Raw genomic sequence first — 22,555 nt, forward strand, 5'->3', positions numbered from 1 at the left:
AATGTTATTTCACTTTAACAAGTTCAACATCAAAAATTAAAGTGCTGTTTGGAGGAATCGTGCCCGGAACACCTTGTTCACCATAAGCCAATTTTGCAGGGATATATAAGGTTGCTTTTCCACCTTCTTTCATCAGTTGTAAACCTTCAGTCCAACCAGGAATCACTTGATTTAAAGGGAACTCAACGGGTTGACCACGATCATACGAACTGTCAAATACTTTGCCGTCTAACAACTGACCTTTGTAATGTACTGTGACTTGTGAAGTAGCAGCAGGCTGTTTACCTGTACCTTCTTTGGTGATTTTATATTGCAATCCTGAGGCTGTTGTTTTAACACCTTCTTTTTTCGCATTTTCAGCTAAGAATGAGTCATTTGATGAAGCTGTTTGTTTGCTTTGTTGTAATTGCTTTTGTTGCATTTCTTTTTGGAAGTCAACATACGCAGCTTGTAATTCTTCATCTGTATAGGCACGTTGCTTTTTAGCATGACCATCACGAATACCACTGATAAATGTATTCACATCGACTTCCGGTGGGGTTTGGCTCGCAACTTCATAACCAAGTGCATAACTAATTTTTTCTACAGGTTTAGCATTTTTTGACATTGAATGACTGTTTACATCAGCAGGATGTTGAGATGCATAATAAACAGGTACAAGTGCAGCACCACCTAAGATTACAGCAATTGCGATGGGTAAGGCTTTACTCATAAAAATTTCCAAATTTTAATCTTTTAAGAGGCTAATTTGATCATTAGCATAATCTGCTCAAGCATATAACTTCTTCATCGTAAACGATATAGTTATCTGATGATGACAACTAAAAATATACAGTTATATTGTTTAAAAACTCGGCACAAAAAAGCCAGATTCAATCTGGCTTTTTTGATACTTATTAGATATCAATCATCTTTAGAAGCGGTGTAGGCATAAGCATAATTATAGCCATAATTACCTCCAGCGGTTGCTCGAACATCATTGAGAATAACACCATTCACTTTGCTTCCTGCTTGTTCAAAGCGATTGATGGTTAATTCAAGTTCTTTCATCTGAGTTTTTGCATAACGTGCAACAACAAGGTTTACACCCGCAAATTGAGAAATAATGATGCCATCCGTTACTGCCAAGATAGGCGGTGTATCGATAATAATATGATCATATTGCTGAGAAAGCTGTTCCAATAATTCGCTAAGACCATTGGAACCGAGCATTTCAGCAGCATGACTATGATTTTTACCACGTGGCAGAAAATCTAAATTGTTTACAGTGTTTGAATGAACAATACATTGTTCAATAGTGTTTTGACCTGCTAAGTACTCAGTCAAACCTGGTGAAGTGTCATGACTGAAATATTTATGTAAATAGCCTCTGCGTATATCGGCATCAATCAATAAGACTTTCTTATTGCCCTGTGCAAAAATCGCAGCGAGGTTAGTCGAAATAAATGATTTACCAATTTCTGGAGCGGGTCCTGAAATGGCAATAATATTATTTTTTGCTTTATTTAAAGCAAAGTGAATCGTAGTTCGAATGCTACGCAAGCTTTCAATGGCAATGTCTTCACTATTTTTAGCCGCAAGAATAGGAATCGACTTTTTCTTTTTCAGCAATTGTACTCGGCTTTCTTGAATCGGAGAGCGGGGTACAGTGGCATACACAGGGAGATCAAGTTCATTTTCAATACGACTTGAATCTTTAATACCCGATGAAAGCATATTACGTAGTAATGCAATCATTACTCCAATAAAGCCACCAACAAAAATGGAAAGAATTAACACAATCAATTTTCTTGGTTTAATTGGTTTAACAGGTTCTACTGCAGTATCAATGATACGAACATTACCGATTTCACCCGCTTTCACAATTTTTAATTGTTGGTAACTATTTAATAATGAGGTGTAAAGTTCGGTATTGACTTTAACATCGCGATACAGTTGTAAATATAAGCGTTGGGTTTCAGGTAAACGTTTAATGGCTTGGTTAAGCTCAGTTGATTTTTTATCAATCGCAGCAAGCTGTGCATTAATTTCAGTCATCAATGGATGATCAGGAGTATACTTCGCAGAATATTCAGCTTGTTTTTGCTTTAACTCTATCCGCATTTTCTCCAATTCAACATTTTGCTTTAGCATCAACTCTGATTCTTGAGTGACATCAACGGTATTGTATTGTTCGCGGAATTTATTAAATTTAATCTCAGATTCTTCAAGTTGCTGTTTCAACTCTGGTAGTTGCTGATCCAGAAAGCTTAAGGTTTGCTTAGACTCTAAGCTTTTACGTTCAATATTCTGTTCATGATAAACACTCAAAATATTATTGAGAACTTGAGTAATATGTTGCTGGTCATTTCCACTATAGCTAATACCAATCACACCTGTCATTTTGCCTTTTTCAGCAACTGAATAATTTTCTTGTATCAGTTTAACAGCTGAAGGAAGAGCAAATTTAGTGATGGTAAAGTCTTGCTGAAAAGGGTTTAGGCTATTAATTTGAACTGACCATAATCCTTTATTGTCTTGAGTTTGGTTGAGCTGGTTGAGTACACCTTTAAATAGGACTTGATCTTGATAACTTAAACTAAACTGCTTTTTATCTATAAATTGTAAAGTGAGTTTTTTATCATAATAATATTCTGGGATATCTAACTTTAAAATAGAAAAACTAAATTGATTTTTTTGAAAATCAACTGCTTTAGAACTATAACTGAGCTTGGTTTTGTCTTTGGACACTAATTTATGTAAAAAAGTATCTGCATTATCCTGAATTTGAATATTTAAATTCAAATTCTTAATCACTTTACCAAGTACAAGCCGAGAATTTAAGATTTCTATTTCAGCATCAGCTGGGGATTTTTGTCCCAAGCCACCAGCAACATCTTTGAGTTCACCCATGAGAGCAGCAGATGCAGCACTTTTACCATCTTCTACCTGAACCATTGCATCAGTAGAATAAACAGGCGATGTTACCCGTAAATAAAGTAGGGCACAGATTAAAGTTAAAATGACACAGAGGACAATCACTTTCCATTGAGCGATTAAAGAGAAAAATAACTCTTTTAAGTCAATCGTATCATCATTAGTTTTTGAATTTTGGTTCATAGGTAAACAACTAATTAAAATTTATAGATGTGATTGCCAGTCATTGGCATAAGCTTGGATATTTTTACATGTTTCATCAAAAAAAGCTTGATCATGTTGGTATGGATCAGGCACATTTTGACCTTGCCAATGCCCTAAACGGAAAACCTTGCCTTTGGCAAAAGGCCACTTCTGTTCAATATGTTGTGATTGATTTTTACTCATTACCAGGATAAGGTCTGCTTTTTTGATCAATTCAGCATTTATTTGGCGCGCAATATGAGCGCGCATATCAATATTTAAAGCATCCATACAGGCTATCGCTTTATCGTCTGCAGAATGGCCGACCATGGCAGAAAGCCCCGCCGACTCTATTTGTAGATCAGGATGGCTTTGCTTTAAAAAAAACTCTGCCATTGGGCTACGGCAAATATTTCCAACACAAACCACCAAGATGTTTTGAATCTGCATTCTATTTACCCAATTGATCAAAGCTGTATAGAGCGCTTGAGAATGGAATCACTTGATTCATAATACGTTGCCAACGGGTTAAACCTGTAGCATCAATATAAACAATATCATTTTTTTTCATGGCAAATTGATTGGCTAAGGCCAAATTACCTAAACTGCTTAAATTCAGATGATAAATTGTAGACTGCTTGGTGCTAAGGTCAGTACGCATTACATAAATACGTGCAGCACTGGCAGAATAAGGACTGATGCCTTCACTTTCACCAAGTACATCACTCAGGGTCATGCCTTGATCTCGTAATGTGAGGGCTTGACTGCGACTTGATTCACCCATGACATAGAGTTTTTGATCTTGTTTAGTATTCACAAAAATCGTGTCATTCGGTTGGATTAATAATTGATGCAGAGACAATCCTTGTTTTTCGAGCTGAATGGTATTGAGACTATAAGTCTGTCCATTTCTGATCAGTTGGATGTTGGTGGTATCACCAGTTTTGGTATCTACACCACCCGCCTGACCCAATGCAGTATAGATACTAATCGGTTGATCATTTAAAGTATATTGACCACTGCGCATAACTTGTCCGTTGACAAAATAACGGCGACCTTCATAAGACAATACACGGACAACAACATCGGGATGTTTTAAATATTTAGCAAATTGCTGATGTAAAAAACGATTGGTTTCAGCTAAAGTTTTACCCGCAATACGTACTGAACCAACCAAAGGTAATTGAACATTACCATTTGGATCAATAGGGTAACCTACAGCTTTAATATTAGTTGCATCTTGAATCGGTGGAGTAATTTCAGGGTATGCCCAAAGTTGAATTGAAAGCACATCACCTGAACTTAAACGATATGTACTCTGTTGATGATGAAACAAAGAAGCAATATTTTTTGCTTGAGTTTGATTCACAATATCCAAGCTTGGAATGATCATTTGGGTCAATTGTACGACTGATAGTTCAGCACCTTGATCCGTTTTATACTGTCCTTGTTCTGGTAAATCATACGTCTGAAGCCCCGAAGTGATCGCACAACCAGAAAATAAAATTGAAATCGCTAAAATTGTAAACAGAGAGGTGTACGGATACTTCACATTCAAAACCCTTATTTTATATCGTATTGAAGCTAATCAATCCAAACTTAATAGAAGATTGTAAGCTAAAAATAAATATTAACCTATATCTTTGTTTTGTTAAATTGTACAAAAAAATGTATACACAGATTGATAGTTTTTTTGTACAAAGTTCAGGTTGAATAGTATATTAGTTTAATATAACTTAAAGTTATGAAATAACATTAATTTGGAAATTAAATGTATGAAAATTATTGGAAAAATTTTAAAATACTCAATATTGAAAACATTGTATTTTAACTTTAAATACTTTTCATTTTTTCAAGCAATAAAGCTCCCAGTATTAATTTCACGAAATGTTTATTTAAAAGAAGTTAAAGGTAAAGTCTTTATAAAACAAGATATTAAAAAAATTGGACGTATCATTGTTGGAAGTTATGGTGTTGGAATTTTTGATGAAAAAAGATCAAGAGCAATTTGGCAGGTTTCAGGAACAGTAGTATTTGAAGGTAAATGTAGTATTGGACATGGTTCGAAAATTTCTGTTGCGAAAGAGGCAATATTGACACTCGGTAATAATTTTAAAATTACAGCAGAAAGTTCGATTGTATGCACAAAAAATATAAAAATTGGTCATAATTGTCTGATGTCATGGGATATACTGATGATGGATACTGATTTTCATCTAATAAAAAATTTAAAAGGTGAAATTTTAAACCATAATAGTTCAATAATAGTTGAAGATCATGTATGGATAGGATGTAGATCAGTTATCTTGAAAGGTTCATACATCCCAAAGAATTCAATAATTGGAGCAGGGTCAATACTATCAAAGAAAATGGTATATGAGAATTCTTTATATTTAGGCGCTCCTTGCAGATTTGTCAAAGATGAAGTGATTTGGGAGGAATAATGAAAATATAATTTGTTGATGTAAATACATATGTTGCTACTAATATAAAGTGTATTTTTGATTTTTAATATTTCAGGTGTTAAATAATGGTTATTGATTGTGAAAATATTTAATGCTATCCCAAAGTATTTAATAGTTGCAGCTTCTTCGTGGATTTCAAGAGGTATTTCTGCATTTGTTCAAATATTAAGTGTCCGATACTTAATAGAGATATTGGGGCAAGATAAATATGCAGCATTTATTCTTTTAAGTGGGTTAATTGCTTGGAGTAACTTAAGTGATTTTGGTTTGGGTAATGCTGTTTTGGCATCCATTTCTGAAAAAAAAGCTAAAAATAAAAAATACAGTCATTTAGTGTTTAGTTGCTTTATAATTTTATTAGCTTTTTTTATTTTAATAACCTTTTTTTTGTATTTTGCATCAGATATTCTATCTGATATATATTTGCAAGCTTTTGATAGCTCAATTGTTTCAAATAAAGAAAAGACTTTTTTTGTGGCAACTATAATATTTTGTTTGACTACTTTTGGTGGAGTTGTATATAAAATTTGGTACGCAGAGCAAAGTGGTTGGCTTTCGAACATTTACCCTGCAATAGCTTCGGTTATTGGACTTTTAGGCGTCTATTATATTTCAAAAAATGAAATATACAATATTCACAGTGTATTAGAGGTTTTTGTAGTTTTTTTTGCTCCTGCTGCAATAGTTTCTCTATGTTTATTGATTTGGAAGATGTATACATTTGGTAGTATAAATCTTAGCATAAGTAAGAACTTAAAAATTATAAAAATATTACTATATAAGGCTAAAGCATTTTTTTTGTTTTCAATTATGGGTGTGATTGTTCTCCAAACAGATTATATTGTTTTATCTCAAAAAATTAATGCTAATGATATAATATTATATGCAGTTTTAATGAAAATATTTAGTGTTATATATTTTGTATATAGTTCGGTATTGCAGGCCTGGTGGCCTGTTTGTACGGAATTAAGAATTAAAAAAAAATGGAAAAGGTTAAAGGCGAATATTTTATTTATAGTGATGCTTGGTGGTTTTTCGATTGCAGTATTAGGTTTTTTTGTTTATTTATTTCAAAAAAACATTTTTGAAATGTTAAATCTAAAAAGTATAAATCATGTTGATTTTGATTTGTTTTTATTATTAATTCTATATTTTATTGTTAGGGTTTGGTGTGACATATATGCACTATTGCTACAGACTATGAGTTATATGAAGCCATTATTTGTTATTGTCCCAGTTCAGGTTTTTGTGAACTTGACATTGCAATGGTATTTGGCAGATTTTTGGGGTATTTATGGTATTTTAATTGGTTTAATTATGTCTTTTTTACTTACAGTAGTTGTATTTTTACCTTGGCAATTTAATAAGCAAATTAGAAAAGAAGGAGTGTCTTAGTGAGTAAGAAGTTAAGTATAATCACTGTTGTATACAATGGTGAGAAATATATTGAAAGTGCAATTAAGAGCGTATTGCATCAAAAAACTAGTGAAATAGAATATATAATTGTGGATGGGTTATCTACAGATGAAACAATGAAAATTGTTAATAGATATCAAGATCAAATTGATATAATAGTGTCTGAGTCTGACCAAGGAATTTATGATGCAATGAATAAGGGGGTAAGACATGCCTCTGGTGAATATGTGGTTTTTCTAAATAGTGATGATTATTATAATGATGGATTAATTAGATCATGCTTGGAACAGATATATTATAATCCTGATGTGGTGATTACAAATACTTTAATAAAAAGTGAGAAAGAAGAAAAACTTTTTAAAAGAATTGAATATAAAGAAAAGTATAAGCTTTATTTACAAATTCCATTTATGCATCCTTCTGTAGTTATAAAAAGGACAATCTTTAATGAACTTGGTGGTTTTGATCTTAACTATAAAATTGCATCTGATTGTGATTTTTTATTAAAAATGATAAGTAAAGTTAACGTTTTTTGTTACATTAATGATTGTGTGGTTATGAGGGTTGGAGGTATAAGCGATAGTAGCTTTAAACAAGGTAGAAAAGAGTATAGGGTTATTTATAGTAAATTTAGTGGGAGCAAATTAAAGGCGTGGAAAGGATATTTTGAGAGTATGCTTTTTTATAGATTACATAAAATGATGCAGGTAGTTAAGTGAAAGCATTAATAATTTACCTCTGGGAAATCATTTTTAGTGTGATTCCCAATAATTTTCTAAGAAGATTTTATTTTAAGTATCTTCTTAAAAACAATATATCTAGTTGCGTTTCAATTTTGAGGCAAGTTGAAATTACGTGTATTGGTGGAATAGAGATTAAAGAATATACTACAATTAATAAAAATGTGTATTTAGATGGAAGAGGTGGGCTAAAAATTGGTTCAAATGTAAGTATTTCTCCATCTGTAAAAGTTATTACAGCCAGCCATGTTGTTAATAATCCTGATTTTCGATTGATTTTGAAGCCTGTTATTATCAATGATTTTGTATGGATTTGTTCTTCTGCTATAATCTTGCCAGGAGTGACTTTGGGAAAGGGGTGTGTGGTGGCTTCAGGAGCTGTAATAACAAAAGATGTACCTGAATTTGTGATAGTTGGAGGAAATCCGGCTAAAATTATTGGAAAAAGATCTACTGATTTATCATATAGTCCGTTATGGAGACCAAGATTCCAATGAAAAAATATTATATATGTCGTGATTTTGATGATAATTGTGGCATTTCTAAATATGGTTCTTCATTCTATAATAGTATTTTGTTATATAGAGGCTATATATATTTGCCTTTAAGTAAAGATGATAATATAGATTATCTATTGAAAGAAATTCAGAATGATGATCTGGTTTGGTTCGAAATAGGTTTAGCTTCAAGTTTAGAATTGAGTTTTTTTAAAAAATTAGTAAAAAAAGGTAATACTAACCTTGTTGTCACCATACATGATTCTCCATTTTTAGAATATCCTATCTTAAGATCAAAATACTATTTTATAAATATTTTTTATAAATTGATCCAAATAGTTTTTTTAAGAAAGCCATTTGATCATTTTTTTTATAAATATTTAGAATTTACTAAATATATTTTTACGTTGAATCCTAAAGGGAAAAGACTTTTAGAAAAAAGGTTTGGTTTGAGGAATATTTATTCAATTAAACATATATTGACAGATATTGGAATTCCTGAGGAAAAGAATTATTCAAAACCTCAAATTTTATATTTTGGTTTTATTGGAAAAAATAAAGGGCTAGAATATGCGTTAGAACTTCATGAGAAAATTAATTTACATGATGACAATATTTTTTCAATGAAAGTTATTGGGATTGGTATAGATCAGAAGTCGAATAACTATTTAGATACACTGAAAAAGAAATATATAAATAATGTGGAGTATTTAGGTTATGTTAATGATGAAGAGCTAGATCAACTTATGAAAGAAGACAATGTAGTTTTTTTACCTACAAAAGATTATAGATTTATTTGCCCTACAAGTGGTAGCGTTTTGAATTCTATGAAAAAATTGAATATTATTTTTACCAACGATGTTAATAGTAACAGTTATATTATTAAAGATAGTGAAAACGGGTTTTTTTTAACTGGAAATATTCAGAAAGATGTTTTGAAAGTAAAAGAATTATTAAGTAGTGAGGAGAAGAGGCGTAGAATTGCAAAAAATATCCACGCTGATTTAACTCAGAATTACTCAAAAAATGCTATTGATCTTGAGATTTCAAAGTATGAAATTTGATGAACTTCAGCTTAGCTATAGTAAAAATTCTTTATATAGGTTAAATTTTTATTTATTTTCATTCTTGATCTTGTTGTTATCCCCAAATTACTTGATGCAGTTCTTCCCTTTCTTTAAGTATATTTGGGGAATTGTTAGTTTTATTTTTATTTTTTTATTTTTTTATTTTTTTAAATCAATTAAAATTAATATAAATTCATTATTTTTATTTTTATTTTATATTATTTTATTTATATTTTCTATATTTAATTTTATTCGTTATGATAACCAAGAGGGATTGTATTTTTCTCTTGGCATACTTGCTAAGTTTTTTTTAATATATTTATTTTTAATGTCATTTGATATTTTTGAATTTATTAAGATAATTAAATCACTTATAGTGATATTCTTTTTTTTATGCTTACATTCATTAATCGGTTGGTTGTTTTTCTTAATTGGCCTTGTTCAGGTTTCACAAATTGTTGAAATTTCAACATACTATTATAATGTAATGTCTATCTGGGGGGTTTATACTGTTTCAATACCTTTGGGTTGGGGGGAGGTTATTAGAAATCAATCTTATTTTCAAGAGCCAGGTGCTTTTGCATTTTATGTTTTTGTTACCATGGTATTGTTGACTAGCCTTAGACAATTTTTTACCAAAAAACAATATAATTTTATGTTTGTTTTTTTGTTTTTAACAATGTTAACTACTTTTTCAGCTACTGGCATTGTGCTATCAATTTTATTATCTCTTTTTATATTTAGAAGTAAAATTTTAAATATAGGGTTTTCTGTTATTTGTATTTTTATATTGTCATATATTATTTTTTCTGATAATCCATATATGAATAAAATAGGTTCATTAGAAGAGCGTTTGTATGGAATAACAAACGGCATAATGGTTTTTGATCGAGATCCAATATCCTTATTAATAGGTGCTGGGTATAATAGTGAGCGTTACTTGGGGTTTGATGGGAAATTTAATAATTTTTTATTTGAAGTTGTTTTGTATTCTGGTATTTTTAATCTAACAGTTTATATGTTTTTTTTAATTTCATTACATAAGCTATCTAGGAGCGTGAAATTTTTTTATTTTTTGGTTTTAGTTTTTTGTGCAACTACGCCTTTATTCTGGTCCCCTATGATGCTTGTACTTAATTTATTTATGCTTCGATATTTAGACATTCAAAGGAGGGTTGGTGGTGATTATATATGATGGAATTATTGAAAAACTTCAAACTATGGGTGGCATAACAGTTCTTTTTCAACAATTGTTAGCTAGAAGCGATATTAGTAAAGTTAAATATTTTAAGTATATTGATAACTCAAATGTTTTGAATTCTCAAGTAAATGCTGTTAGTGTTGATAATCGATGTTTAGAGCGTTATAGAGACTTTCAGTTTAAAGTTGATGAAGGTGATATATTTCATTCTACATATTACAGGTTACCAACTTTCAAAACAAATGTAATAACTACCGTACATGATTTTACATATGAGAAATTTGTTAAAGGATTACCTAAAGCTGTACATACTTGGCAAAAATACAGAGCAATCAATAATAGTAATCATATAATATGTGTATCGCACAATACTGCAATGGATTTACAATATTATTGTAATGTTAGTAGTGATAAAATAAGTGTTATTCATAACGGTGTTGCCTCAGAGTACGTGCCTTTGAATTTAGAACATACGGATAGTGTTTTATTTGTAGGCAGTAGAATAGGGTATAAAAATTTTGATGTTGCGATTAATGCTTTAGCATTATCTAATAAATTTAGATTAAATATTGTAGGTTCTCCTTTAGGCAAAAAGGAAATCCAAATTTTGGAAGCTAAGTTACCAAAGAGATATACTTATTTGGGAAAATTAACAAACATTGAACTAAATGTTGAATATAATAGAGCCTATGCTTTGCTCTATCCCTCAAGTTATGAAGGGTTTGGTATTCCTGCAATTGAAGCTATGAGTGCAGGATGCCCTGTAATTGCAATTAATAATTCATCATTACCAGAGGTTGTTGGTAGTGCTGGTATTCTACTTGACTCAGCGGAAGCGAATTTAATTCATGAGGCATTACTTTCTCTTGAAAATATTAGACCTGACCTTGTACGTAGTGGTTATGTACAAGCAAAGAAATTTTCTTGGGATCAATGTTATACTGAAACAGTAAATGTATACAAAAAATTTTTATGATGGAAGATATTAAACATGTCGAAAAAGAAAGCCTTAATTACAGGTATAACTGGTCAAGATGGTTCATATTTAGCTGAATTTTTACTGGAAAAAGGTTATGAAGTGCATGGTATTAAGCGAAGAGCTTCTTCTTTTAATACCCAAAGAGTTGACCATATATATCAAGACCCTCATACAATCGAAAATAAAAATTTTATTTTACATTATGGCGATTTGACTGACTCTTCGAATCTTACACGTATTTTAGCCGAAATTCAACCTGACGAAGTTTATAACTTAGGTGCTCAATCACATGTAGCTGTATCTTTTGAATCACCTGAATATACTGCAGATGTTGATGCTTTGGGAGCATTAAGATTATTAGAAGCCATTCGGTTTCTAGGACTGGAGAAGAAGACCAAATTTTATCAAGCCTCGACTTCAGAATTATATGGCTTAGTGCAAGAAACGCCTCAAAGAGAAACTACACCATTCTACCCAAGATCGCCTTACGCAGTTGCTAAACTTTATGCTTATTGGATCACTGTAAATTATCGGGAAGCTTATGGTATTTATGCTTGTAATGGTGTTCTCTTTAATCACGAGTCTCCTCGACGCGGTGAAACTTTCGTTACTAGAAAAATAACTCGTGGAATTTCGAATATAGCTTTAGGTTTGGAGGAATGTCTATATATGGGCAATATGGACTCCCTACGTGATTGGGGACATGCGAAAGATTATGTTCGTATGCAATGGATGATGTTACAGCAAGAAGTACCTGAAGATTTTGTTATTGCAACAGGTGTCCAATATTCTGTGCGTAAGTTTATTGAGTGGTCAGCTGAACAGTTAGGTGTTTCAATTAAATTTACTGGAATTGGTGTTGATGAAATTGGTATTGTGGAAAGTATTTCTGGATCTAAGGCGCCTGCATTAAAAGTTGGTGATATTATTGTAAGAGTAGATCCAAGATATTTTAGACCCGCTGAAGTAGAAACACTTCTTGGTGACCCGTCAAAAGCTAAGGATAAATTGGGTTGGGTACCAGAAATTACTGTTCAAGAAATGTGCGTAGAAATGGTCGAGGAAGATTATAAAATTTCACAGCGTCATGCATTCTTAAAAGCGAATGGTTATAGTTTACCTGTTGCTTTGGAGAATTAATGTGGAAAGGAATTTGAGTAATACTATCTTTGTTGCAGGCCACAAAGGCATGGTCGGCTCTGCAATAATTCGTAAGTTAAAGTCTGTAGGATATCAAAATATAATTACAGCTGATCGAAATCAGGTAGATTTAGTTAATCAAAGTGAGGTCATCGATTTTTTTAAACTTAATAAAATTGATCAAGTATATCTTGCTGCTGCAAAAGTAGGAGGGATTGTTGCAAATAATAGTTATCCTGCAGATTTTATTTATGAAAACTTAATGATAGAGGCGAATATAATTCATGCCTCTCACGTTTTTGATATACAAAAATTATTGTTCTTAGGTAGTTCATGTATTTATCCAAAGTTCGCTGAACAGCCAATAAGTGAAAACGCTTTACTGAAAGGTTATTTGGAATCAACAAATGAGCCATACGCAATTGCAAAAATTGCAGGAATTAAGTTGTGTGAAAGTTATAATAGACAATATGGTCGCGATTATAGATCTATTATGCCTACAAACTTATATGGAATTAATGATAATTTCCATCCAGAAAATAGTCATGTAATTCCGTCTTTAATTCGCCGTTTTCATGAAGCTCTTACTACTAATGCAAAAGAAGTTGTGATTTGGGGGTCAGGCACCCCTATGAGGGAGTTTTTACATGTCGATGATATGGCTTCAGCAAGTGTATATGTGATGGAATTAGATACTAATAGATATCAAATGAATACAGATCCAATGCTATCACATATAAATGTGGGAACTGGAACGGATTGTACAATTGCAGAACTAGCAAAGCTTATAGCAGATATTGTTGGATATAATGGGCAACTACTTTTTGATTCAACTAAGCCAGATGGGACACCTAGAAAGTTAATGGATGTTTCAAAACTAAAAGAGTTCGGTTGGGAGTCTTCAATCTCTTTAGAAGAGGGGTTAAAAAATACTTATAGTTGGTTCTTGGATAGTTTGAAAACAATAAGAGAATAAAGTATGAGACTTTCCTCAGATACATTTAAAACCGTTGTTCAAAATACACCATTAATTTCAATTGATTTGGTTGTTAAGAATATTGAAGGTGAGATTTTAATAGGGCGGCGAATAAATAAGCCAGCTAAGGATTATTGGTTTGTACCTGGTGGGCGAATTTTTAAAAATGAGACATTGCAAGATGCTTTTCAGCGAATACTAGTTGAAGAGCTAGGTAATGAAGTCAATTTAAGTCTAAAAAATGCAAGATTTTTAGGTGTATTTGAACATTTTTATTCTGACAGCGTGTTTGGAAATATTTTTTCAACCCACTATTTAGTATTAAGCTATGAGCTAAATGTTGAAGTGGATATTGATCAGCTGCCTTTAATTCAGCATGAAGCTTTTCGATGGGTAAACACCAATACTTTGATAAATGATCAAAAAGTGCACCCTTATACAAAAGCATATTTCTATAATTAATTTTTGATAGGTTTGTGAGTAATATTATGTCTAAAATTGTACCCGTTATAATGGCTGGAGGCAGTGGCACTAGGTTGTGGCCATTGTCTCGCACACAATATCCGAAGCAGTTTTTGAAACTAACTTCAAATGAGCTAACAATGTTTCAAGAAACATTGAAAAGATTAGAAAGTTTAGAATGTGATGATGTAATAGTATTGTGTAATGAAGAACATAGATTTTTAGTAGCTGAACAATTAAGAGAGGTTGGTGTAAGTGCTACAATTATATTGGAGCCAATTGGTAAAAATACAGCGCCTGCGATTGCTTTAGCTGCAATAATTGAAAAAAATAAAAATAATGATTCTATTTTGTTGGTGTTGGCTGCGGATCATGTAATAAATAATGTTAATGGTTTTATTGATAGTGTCCGCAAGGCTACAGTATTGGCTGAAAATAATAAGCTAGTTACATTTGGAATTACACCTACACATCCTGAAACAGGTTATGGGTATATTAAAAAAGGGTCTGATTTTTTAACTGGAAACATTATTGATAAATTTGTAGAAAAACCTGATGCTCAAACTGCTATTGAATATGTAAATAGCAATCAATATTTTTGGAATAGCGGAATGTTCATGTTTAAAGTAACATGCTATTTAACGGAATTGGAAAAATTTGCTGACGATATATATAAAGCATGTTCAAATGCAGTAGGTGAAATAACGACTGATTTAGATTTTATCAGAATAAGTAAAAAAGAGTTTTTAAACTGTCGTTCAGAGTCAATTGATTATGCTGTTATGGAAAATACAAATGATTCTGTAGTGGTTGAATTAGATGCTGGATGGAGCGATGTTGGCTCTTGGAGTACGCTTTGGGATGTTCTTAAAAAAGATAACAATGGAAATGTATTGAAAGGTGATGTGTTAAATATAGAATCTTCTGATTGTTTTATTCAAAGTGAAAATAAATTAATAGCAACATTGGGGTTGCAAGATATTATCATAGTTGATACCAAGGATGCTGTGTTAGTTGCTGCTAAAAATCGTGTACAAGATATTAAAAAACTTGTGGAAAAATTGAAAGATCAAAATCGAAACGAGCACTTTGCCCATAGAGAAGTTTATAGGCCTTGGGGTAAATATGATAGCATAGATTATAGTCGGCGCTATCAAGTTAAGAGAATCACAGTGAAACCTGGTGAAAAATTATCTGTACAGATGCATCACCATAGATCTGAACATTGGATAGTTGTTAGTGGAACTGCAAAAATTCATAAAGGAACAGAGAGTTTTTTACTAACTGAAAATCAATCAACATATATTCCTGTTGGGGAAATTCATGCTTTAGAAAATCCTGGAAAGTTAGCATTAGAATTGATTGAGGTTCAGTCGGGTTCATATCTAGGGGAAGATGATATTGTTAGGTTTGAAGACTTATATGGGCGGAATTAATTAAATCGAATTCGATTTATAGCATTGGAAATTCATTTTTTATGAAAATATCAATAATTACAGTTTGTTATAATAGCTCTTCTACAATAGAAGAGACATTTAAGTCTGTAGAGCAGCAAACATATCATGATATTGAATATATCGTGATAGATGGTGGTTCCACTGATGGAACTGTAGATTTGATTAAAAATAATCAACATATGATTGATAAGTGGGTTTCTGAACCAGATAAAGGTTTGTATGATGCAATGAATAAAGGGATTAAAATATCTACAGGTGAATATATAGGTATTATAAATGCTGACGATATTTTCTTTGATGTCGATGTAATTAGTAAAGTTGCTGATTTTTTTTGTAAAAATCACCTTGATGCTATTATAGGAAATGTTGTTCAATATCGAGATGATGGTAAGATAATTCGTAAGTATAACTCTAAAAAATGGTTGCCATCAAAACTTAAAATTGGATTTATGCCTCCTCATCCTTCTATTTTTATTAAAAGAGCAATTTATCAAAAATTAGGTGGGTACAAGCTAAACTTTGCCATCGGTGCTGATTTTGAATTAGTAACGCGATATTTTTTAAAAAATGCTATTAGTTGGGAATATTTTGATATTTCTACTCATAGAATGTTGATTGGTGGGTTAAGTTCATCTGGATTGAAGTCTTATAATCAAGTTACAAAAGAAATTATGAAGGCTTTGGATATGAACAATGTGGAATATAGTAGTCTTATAATTAGATTGCGCGGAGTATGGAAAATATTAGAACTTATTAAGAAGTAAAATAGCTTAATATTAAACTATTTGGCAGTATTTAGTTTGATATCTTAGATCCAAGAAACTTGGAAAACTAAGAAAAAACTATAAGGTTAGATAAAATGAAAAGGTTAATTGATATAGTAATTTCTTTATTTTCAATTATTTTACTTACTCCTGTTTTTCTTCTTGTGGCTTATAAAGTTAGAAGGAATTTAGGTTCTCCTATCTTTTTTTATCAAGAGCGGCCAGGAAAAGACTGTAAACATTTTAGAATGATTAAATTTCGCTCTATGAAAGATGCTTTTGATAAAGATGGGCAACCTTTACCCGATGATCAACGGATTACGCCTTTTGGGAAAAAGTTACGATCAACCAGTTTGGATGAAATGCCGCAGTTAATCAATGTTCTTAAAGGTGATATGAGTATCGTAGGACCACGTCCGCAACTTTCTGAATTTGTGGAACATTATACTGCTCATCAATTGCGTCGACATAATGTTAAACCAGGTATGACGGGTCTGGCTCAAGTGAGCGGACGTAATAATCTTTCTTGGGAAGAAAAATTTGATTTAGATGTACAGTATGTTGAAAAACAATCAACGCTTCTTGATTTTAAAATTATGTTTAAAACCGTTGAAGTGATGTTTAAAAAAGAAGGTATAGATTCACCAGATCAAGCGGTTGGAGCAAGCCGTTTTTCAGGTTCAGATACAACTGATACCAAATCGTCCAATCATTAATAGTGTTAAAGTAAATCATGATCAAAAAAGCCATTCTCCCCGTTGCCGGTTTAGGGACACGTTTTTTACCTGCAAGCAAATCAATCCCTAAAGAAATGGTGACTGTTGTAGATCGTCCTGCAATTGAGTATGTTGTTAAAGAAGCAGTAGCTGCTGGAATCGAGCAAATTATTTTAGTGACACACTCTTCAAAAGCATCAATAGAAAATTATTTTGATCGTAATTTTGAATTGGAAACCACATTAGAAAATAAGAAAAAAATTGATCTACTTAAAGAAATTACTGAAATTTTACCTAAACATATAAGTGTAGTTTGTGTACGCCAAGCTCAACCATTGGGTTTAGGGCATGCTGTGTTATGTGCGAAATCAGTGATTGGTGATGATGACTTTGCTGTGCTATTGCCAGATGTTTTGGTGAAAGGAAATAGTACAGACAATGATTTAGCGCGAATGATTCATCGTTTTAATACATCTAAAGCATCGCAAATTATGGTAGAGGCTGTGCCTGATCATCTAGTGGATCAATATGGTATTGTGGATGTTGCATCTTCACCTGTTGAGGGTGAAAGTATCATGATGAAAGGGATTGTTGAAAAGCCTGCTGTAGGTACAGCACCTTCAAATTTATCTGTGGTGGGACGTTATGTGTTGCCTGCTAAAATTATGCAATTATTAGAACAGACACCTAAAGGTGCGGGCAATGAAATTCAATTGACGGATGCCATTGCTGCATTACAAAAATTAGAAAATGTCGAAGCGTATCGTATGAAAGGTCAAACTTTCGACTGTGGTAGTAAAATTGGTTATTTAAAAGCAGTATTACACTATGGTATTGAACATCCTAAGTTGGGTGAAGAATTTAAGCTGCTTATCAAAGAATTGAATTTATTATAATTGGATATGATATGAATATTTGTGTATTTGGCACAACACTTCAAGCTGGCGTACTCGCTGGCTTGTTTGCTGAATATGGGCACCACGTATATTGGTGTCCTCAAGTAGGCGTTGATCATCAATACTCAGTACATTATCAAGATCAAGATTTAAATCACCTCATTCAAAAAAAGATTAAAAATAATGCAATTCAATTGGTTGGGTTAAAACAGCTTCAATTGCAAAGTGAAGTTTTTTTATTTAGTTTTAATCCTTCTGAATTTGACCAAGCTAAGCGCTTGGCTGAAGAATTAAAAAGACTTCCTATTATTCATCCAAGACTGATGATCAATGGTTCTACTTTCGGTTTACAGGGCACTGAAGAACTTAAACAAATTTTAGTGACTGATCATTGGGCATATTTGCCTGACACGATTCAAGAAGGTAATGCAATTCAAAGTTTTCTCGACCTGAAGCAAGTGATTGTTGGTGTGGATTACTCCACGACACAAGAGATTATCAAAGAGTTATTAAGACCTTTTTTTCAGTTAAAATATCAATATTTGTTTATGCCATTTTTAGATGCTGAATTTACCAAGCTCAGCATTTCAGGTATGTTGGCAACACGAATCAGTTATATGAATGATATGGCGCAAGTCGCTGAAAAATTAAATATTGATATTCATAACGTTAAGCAAGGATTAGCATCTGATAGTCGAATTGGCGCATCATATTTATCTGCAGGTGTTGGTTTTGGTGGAGAAAATTTCTCCCATGATATTTTAACCTTAACTGGTACAGTGGCGGGCTCCGGGATCAAAAGCCAGTTGCTGGACCAGGTTTGGAATATCAATGAACAACAAAAAGAAATTTTATTTAGAAAACTGTGGAATTACTATCAAGGACAGTTAATAGGTAAAGTTGTGGCGATTTGGGGAGCCTCTTTTAAAGAAAATACATCGAGTATTGATAATTCACCGATTCATGCCATGCTTGCAGCACTTTGGGCACAAGGAGCGATTGTACAGTTACACGATCCACAAGCTTTAGAGCGGGTAGCCAATTTCTATGGTGAACGTGCTGATTTGATTTTATGTCATGATCAATACCAAGCAGTAGAAAATTCACACGCATTGTGTTTATTGACGGCTTGGAAGCAATATTGGAGTCCTGATTATTCGCAACTTTTACAGAAAATGGCCCATCCTTTGATCCTTGATGGTCGTAATATGTTAGATCCAGATTTCGTCAAAGCACAAGGTTTTGCTTATCAGGGTGTAGGGCGAGTATGACAAATTCTATATTAAATATTGATCAAAGAAATCAGCATTTAGCAGGATTACAAAATCTTGCTACAGAACAACAGCAATTGTGCTTAATCGATTTATTTGAACAAGATCCACAGCGTTTTGACAAGTTCTCGGTACATTTTAATAAACTGAGTTTTGACTATAGTAAACATCGTATTGACCAAAATGCATGTGATGCCTTGTTTAAATTTGCAGATTCAAAACAATTAACGCAATGGATCAAACGTTTATTTACCGAAGAATCGATCAATTATACGGAAGACCGAGCAGCAATGCATTGGGCATTGCGCTTACCGAAACATGATCAAGATTACCCTGAGCTGGCTGAGTTGGTACATGAACAATTAGATCGCATGTACCAGCTTGTTGATAAAGTCCATGCGGGACAATGTCGTGGTTCCACAGGTGAAGTGATTCAGGATGTGGTCAATATTGGTGTGGGTGGTTCTGACTTGGGACCATTGATGGTGAGCCATGCCTTATCAGATTATAAAGTCAGTACTGCTAAACCATTAAAAGTACATTTTGTTTCAACTATGGATGGTAGTCAGCTTTCTGATTTATTACATCAATTACGCCCAGAAACCACCTTATTTATTATTTCATCCAAGTCTTTTGGTACCATTGATACTTTATCCAATGCTCAAACAGTTCGTCAGTGGTTAGAAAAAGATTTGGGTACACAAAACAGTGTGATCCAACATCATTTTATTGGGGTTTCAACCAAGCCTGAGAAAATGACAGAATGGGGAATCGCAGCAGAAAACCAGTTCTTACTTTGGGATTGGGTCGGTGGTCGTTACTCATTGTGGTCATGTATTGGTTTACCGATTGCATTGCAGATTGGTGTTGATGGATTTAAGCAATTGCTCGCAGGCGCTTATGCAATTGATCAACATTTCCAAAAAGCGTCATTTGAACAAAATATTCCAGTTTTGATGGGTTTGCTTGGGGTCTGGAATAATAATTTTTTAAATATTCAGACTCATGCAGTATTGCCTTATGATGGCCGTCTAAAATATTTTGCTTCTTATTTACAGCAACTTGAAATGGAATCCAATGGTAAATCGATTCAAAGAAATAATGAAAAAGTCGATTTAAATACCTGTCCAATCGTCTGGGGCGAAGTGGGGCCAAATGCGCAACATGCTTTTTATCAGCTCTTGCATCAAGGAACCCATGCAGTCAGTTGTGATTTTATTGCGCCAGTACAGCGTTATAATTCGAATCAATTTACCTATGCTGAAAGTGCGGAATCCTTAATTGAGCAACATCATTTGGCTTTATCTAATTGCTTGGCGCAGTCGCGATTATTGGCTTTTGGTAACACAGCATTAAATGCCAATGAATTATCAGGCTTACCTGTATATAAACAGTATGAAGGCAATCAACCAAGCTCGACGCTATTGTTGCAAGAACTAAGCCCTTATAGCTTAGGGATGCTGATCGCATTGTATGAACATAAAGTGTTTGTCCAATCTGTCATTTGGAATATTAATCCATTTGATCAATGGGGTGTGGAAAAAGGCAAAGAAATTGCCAATCAGCTGCTACCTATACTTAGCGGTAAAGAAAAAAATATTTCTCAATTGGATGGTTCAACACAAGGTTTAATCAAAATACTGCTTGGATAAATATGAATAGTAAAAAATAGGCGCCTTGGACGCCTATTTTTTATCGCGATTTAAAACTAACCCTGAATCAATTGAGTTAACTCATCCACATAGTCTTGTATTGGTTTTGGATTTTTATCTGCACGGCTTTCAATATTTAAACGTAATAATGGCTCAGTATTGGATGCACGGACATTTAAACGCCAAGCTCCAAAATCAAGGCTAACACCATCTGTTTGATCAATTGCAGGGTTTAAATCAGCAAAATGATCGAAGATTTTTTGAATGGTTTTTTGCGTATCTTCGACTTTAAAGTTGATTTCACCACTACACGGAAAACGTTCAATCATCCCTTCGACTAGGCTTGATAAAGATTGTTGCTTTTCTGATACCACTAAAACTGCCAATAACCAAGGGATCATCCCGCTATCACAGTAAGCAAAATCGCGGAAATAGTGATGTGCACTCATTTCTCCCCCATAAGCCGCATTGTGTTCACGCATCACATCTTTAATAAATGCATGGCCACACTTTGATTGAATGGTAATACCTTGATATTGATTAACAATATCCTGCGTGTTCCAGACTAAGCGGGGATCGTGTACGATTTTCTCTCCCGTTTTTTTTAACAAGAAAGCTTGGGCTAATAATCCAACAATATAATAGCCTTCAATAAATTGACCTTTTTCATCGAATAAGAAACAACGGTCAAAGTCACCATCCCACGCAATTCCCATATCCGCATGATGTATTAAAACCGCATTTCGAGTGCTATCTCGATTTTCCACCAAGATTGGATTGGGAATACCATTTGGGAAAGTACCATCTGGATGATTATGGATTTTAATAAACTCTACTGGGATATTGAGCGCTTTGAACTTTTCTTCGATTGCATCAACGACATGACCCGCCGCGCCATTGCCTGCATTCATCACTAGTTTAAGCGGGCGAATTTTGCTCGGATCAATATAAGTAAGTAAGTGTTCAATAAATTCAGGCAGGATATTATATTTTTGGACTGAGCCTTTTTTCTCGACTTCAATGAATTGTTCAGATTCAGCCAATGATTGGATATCTTTTAGTCCTGTATCTGCACTGATTGGTCGGGCATTTTCACGAACCAATTTCATGCCATTATAATCCATCGGGTTATGGCTTGCTGTGATTTCAATACCACCCTGAACATCGAGATGAAAAGCACCAAAGTAAACTTCTTCTGTCCCCGTCATCCCAAGATCAAGAACATCTACCCCAGCATCATTTAAGCCCCGAATCGTTGCTTGTTTTAATGCTTCACTGGTTAAACGGATATCACAACCGATAACAATAGTTTTCGGTTGATAGATTTGACCATAAGCACGTCCTACTTTATAAGCGATTTCTTCATTTAGCTCTGTGCCCAGTTTGCCTCGAATGTCATAGGCTTTGAAACAAGTCAGTTTATTCATGTTCATCTTTATATTGTGTAAGGTTGGCTGTTAGTGAAACATCATTTTAACCTTAAAGTGTATAAGAAATTATATTGGAAGATGTAAATTTAGTTGAATTGTGAAATTAAATAAGTGTCTATTGCATCAGGCCGAACTCTTAATATCATGTTTGATCATCCGTGATGTTTGCACATTGCCAATTTATAGCTTTTGAGATGATCTATGTGGAATCTTATAATTCATGTGATGAGAGTCACGTTTTATCATCATTACTCTTTGAATTTAAAATATTTTATTAAAGAAAATTAACTTTAAAAAGTAAAAATAAGCATTTGATTAGATTTTATA

Annotated in this window: 21 protein-coding genes; 16 read left to right on the forward strand and 5 right to left on the reverse strand. The window is 33.0% G+C overall.

From position 1 onward, the window contains the following. Window positions 1-4: 4 nt before the first annotated feature. From bamJ to AC2G3J_RS00305, 4 genes are all read right to left on the reverse strand, one after another. Complete coding sequence (bamJ, locus tag AC2G3J_RS00290; protein ID WP_333664539.1) at window positions 5-712, reverse strand: BamJ family beta-barrel-assembly machinery protein; 708 nt, start codon at window positions 710-712, stop codon at window positions 5-7. A 191-nt stretch (window positions 713-903) separates the two neighbouring features. Beyond that, a complete protein-coding gene (locus tag AC2G3J_RS00295) occupies window positions 904-3,099 on the reverse strand; it encodes a polysaccharide biosynthesis tyrosine autokinase (RefSeq protein WP_333664540.1) in 2,196 nt (731 codons plus the stop codon). 21 nt (window positions 3,100-3,120) lie between these two features. After that, window positions 3,121-3,549: a low molecular weight protein-tyrosine-phosphatase gene (locus AC2G3J_RS00300; protein ID WP_333664542.1), complete on the reverse strand. Its 429-nt coding sequence runs from the start codon at window positions 3,547-3,549 to the stop codon at window positions 3,121-3,123. A gap of 1 nt (window position 3,550) precedes the next feature. Next, the gene (locus AC2G3J_RS00305) at window positions 3,551-4,651 is read right to left on the reverse strand and encodes a polysaccharide biosynthesis/export family protein (RefSeq protein ID WP_483770504.1); all 1,101 of its coding nucleotides are present in this window, start codon (window positions 4,649-4,651) and stop codon (window positions 3,551-3,553) included. A 223-nt stretch (window positions 4,652-4,874) separates the two neighbouring features. Between AC2G3J_RS00305 and AC2G3J_RS00310 the strand changes: the two genes are divergently transcribed. The 16 genes from AC2G3J_RS00310 to pgi all read left to right on the forward strand — a co-directional run bounded on the left by AC2G3J_RS00310 (window position 4,875) and on the right by pgi (window position 20,798). Next, window positions 4,875-5,543 carry an acyltransferase gene (locus AC2G3J_RS00310; RefSeq protein ID WP_483770505.1) on the forward strand — a complete coding sequence of 223 codons (669 nt, stop codon included), beginning with the start codon at window positions 4,875-4,877 and terminating at the stop codon, window positions 5,541-5,543. A gap of 99 nt (window positions 5,544-5,642) precedes the next feature. Beyond that, window positions 5,643-6,959, forward strand: a complete 1,317-nt coding sequence (locus tag AC2G3J_RS00315) for an MATE family efflux transporter (RefSeq protein ID WP_483770506.1) — start codon at window positions 5,643-5,645, stop codon at window positions 6,957-6,959. Next, the gene (locus tag AC2G3J_RS00320) at window positions 6,959-7,699 is read left to right on the forward strand and encodes a glycosyltransferase family 2 protein (RefSeq protein WP_483770507.1); all 741 of its coding nucleotides are present in this window, start codon (window positions 6,959-6,961) and stop codon (window positions 7,697-7,699) included. Before AC2G3J_RS00315 ends, AC2G3J_RS00320 begins: the two co-directional genes overlap by 1 nt. After that, complete coding sequence (locus AC2G3J_RS00325; protein WP_483770508.1) at window positions 7,696-8,217, forward strand: acyltransferase; 522 nt, start codon at window positions 7,696-7,698, stop codon at window positions 8,215-8,217. The genes AC2G3J_RS00320 and AC2G3J_RS00325 overlap by 4 nt, the downstream gene beginning before the upstream one ends. Next, on the forward strand, window positions 8,214-9,281 hold the full coding sequence (locus tag AC2G3J_RS00330; protein ID WP_483770509.1) for a glycosyltransferase: 1,068 nt from the start codon (window positions 8,214-8,216) through the stop codon (window positions 9,279-9,281). The genes AC2G3J_RS00325 and AC2G3J_RS00330 overlap by 4 nt, the downstream gene beginning before the upstream one ends. Then, complete coding sequence (locus AC2G3J_RS00335; RefSeq protein ID WP_483770510.1) at window positions 9,271-10,479, forward strand: hypothetical protein; 1,209 nt, start codon at window positions 9,271-9,273, stop codon at window positions 10,477-10,479. The genes AC2G3J_RS00330 and AC2G3J_RS00335 overlap by 11 nt, the downstream gene beginning before the upstream one ends. Beyond that, window positions 10,466-11,461 carry a glycosyltransferase family 4 protein gene (locus AC2G3J_RS00340; RefSeq protein ID WP_483770511.1) on the forward strand — a complete coding sequence of 332 codons (996 nt, stop codon included), beginning with the start codon at window positions 10,466-10,468 and terminating at the stop codon, window positions 11,459-11,461. The genes AC2G3J_RS00335 and AC2G3J_RS00340 overlap by 14 nt, the downstream gene beginning before the upstream one ends. 15 nt (window positions 11,462-11,476) lie before the next feature. Then, window positions 11,477-12,604 (forward strand): GDP-mannose 4,6-dehydratase, encoded by a 1,128-nt coding sequence (gmd, locus tag AC2G3J_RS00345; protein WP_483770512.1) that lies wholly within the window; start codon window positions 11,477-11,479, stop codon window positions 12,602-12,604. 13 nt (window positions 12,605-12,617) lie between these two features. Further along, a complete protein-coding gene (fcl, locus tag AC2G3J_RS00350) occupies window positions 12,618-13,580 on the forward strand; it encodes a GDP-L-fucose synthase (protein ID WP_483770513.1) in 963 nt (320 codons plus the stop codon). Window positions 13,581-13,583: 3 nt separating this feature from the next. After that, window positions 13,584-14,042, forward strand: a complete 459-nt coding sequence (locus AC2G3J_RS00355) for a GDP-mannose mannosyl hydrolase (RefSeq protein ID WP_483770514.1) — start codon at window positions 13,584-13,586, stop codon at window positions 14,040-14,042. A 26-nt stretch (window positions 14,043-14,068) separates the two neighbouring features. Continuing rightward, a complete protein-coding gene (locus AC2G3J_RS00360; RefSeq protein ID WP_483770515.1) occupies window positions 14,069-15,478 on the forward strand; it encodes a mannose-1-phosphate guanylyltransferase/mannose-6-phosphate isomerase in 1,410 nt (469 codons plus the stop codon). 41 nt (window positions 15,479-15,519) lie between these two features. Further along, complete coding sequence (locus AC2G3J_RS00365) at window positions 15,520-16,263, forward strand: glycosyltransferase family 2 protein (RefSeq protein ID WP_483770516.1); 744 nt, start codon at window positions 15,520-15,522, stop codon at window positions 16,261-16,263. A gap of 95 nt (window positions 16,264-16,358) precedes the next feature. Continuing rightward, on the forward strand, window positions 16,359-16,979 hold the full coding sequence (locus tag AC2G3J_RS00370) for a sugar transferase (protein WP_483770517.1): 621 nt from the start codon (window positions 16,359-16,361) through the stop codon (window positions 16,977-16,979). 17 nt (window positions 16,980-16,996) lie between these two features. Then, window positions 16,997-17,875 (forward strand): UTP--glucose-1-phosphate uridylyltransferase GalU, encoded by an 879-nt coding sequence (gene galU / locus AC2G3J_RS00375; RefSeq protein ID WP_483770518.1) that lies wholly within the window; start codon window positions 16,997-16,999, stop codon window positions 17,873-17,875. An 11-nt stretch (window positions 17,876-17,886) separates the two neighbouring features. Then, a complete protein-coding gene (locus tag AC2G3J_RS00380; RefSeq protein ID WP_483770519.1) occupies window positions 17,887-19,146 on the forward strand; it encodes a UDP binding domain-containing protein in 1,260 nt (419 codons plus the stop codon). Then, window positions 19,143-20,798: a glucose-6-phosphate isomerase gene (gene pgi / locus AC2G3J_RS00385; protein WP_483770520.1), complete on the forward strand. Its 1,656-nt coding sequence runs from the start codon at window positions 19,143-19,145 to the stop codon at window positions 20,796-20,798. The genes AC2G3J_RS00380 and pgi overlap by 4 nt, the downstream gene beginning before the upstream one ends. 56 nt (window positions 20,799-20,854) lie before the next feature. Here the strand turns inward: pgi and AC2G3J_RS00390 are convergent, their stop codons facing one another. Further along, on the reverse strand, window positions 20,855-22,225 hold the full coding sequence (locus tag AC2G3J_RS00390; protein WP_483770521.1) for a phosphohexomutase domain-containing protein: 1,371 nt from the start codon (window positions 22,223-22,225) through the stop codon (window positions 20,855-20,857). Between the last annotated feature and the right edge of the window lie 330 nt (window positions 22,226-22,555).

The sequence above is a fragment of the Acinetobacter legionensis genome (assembly GCF_057165765.1).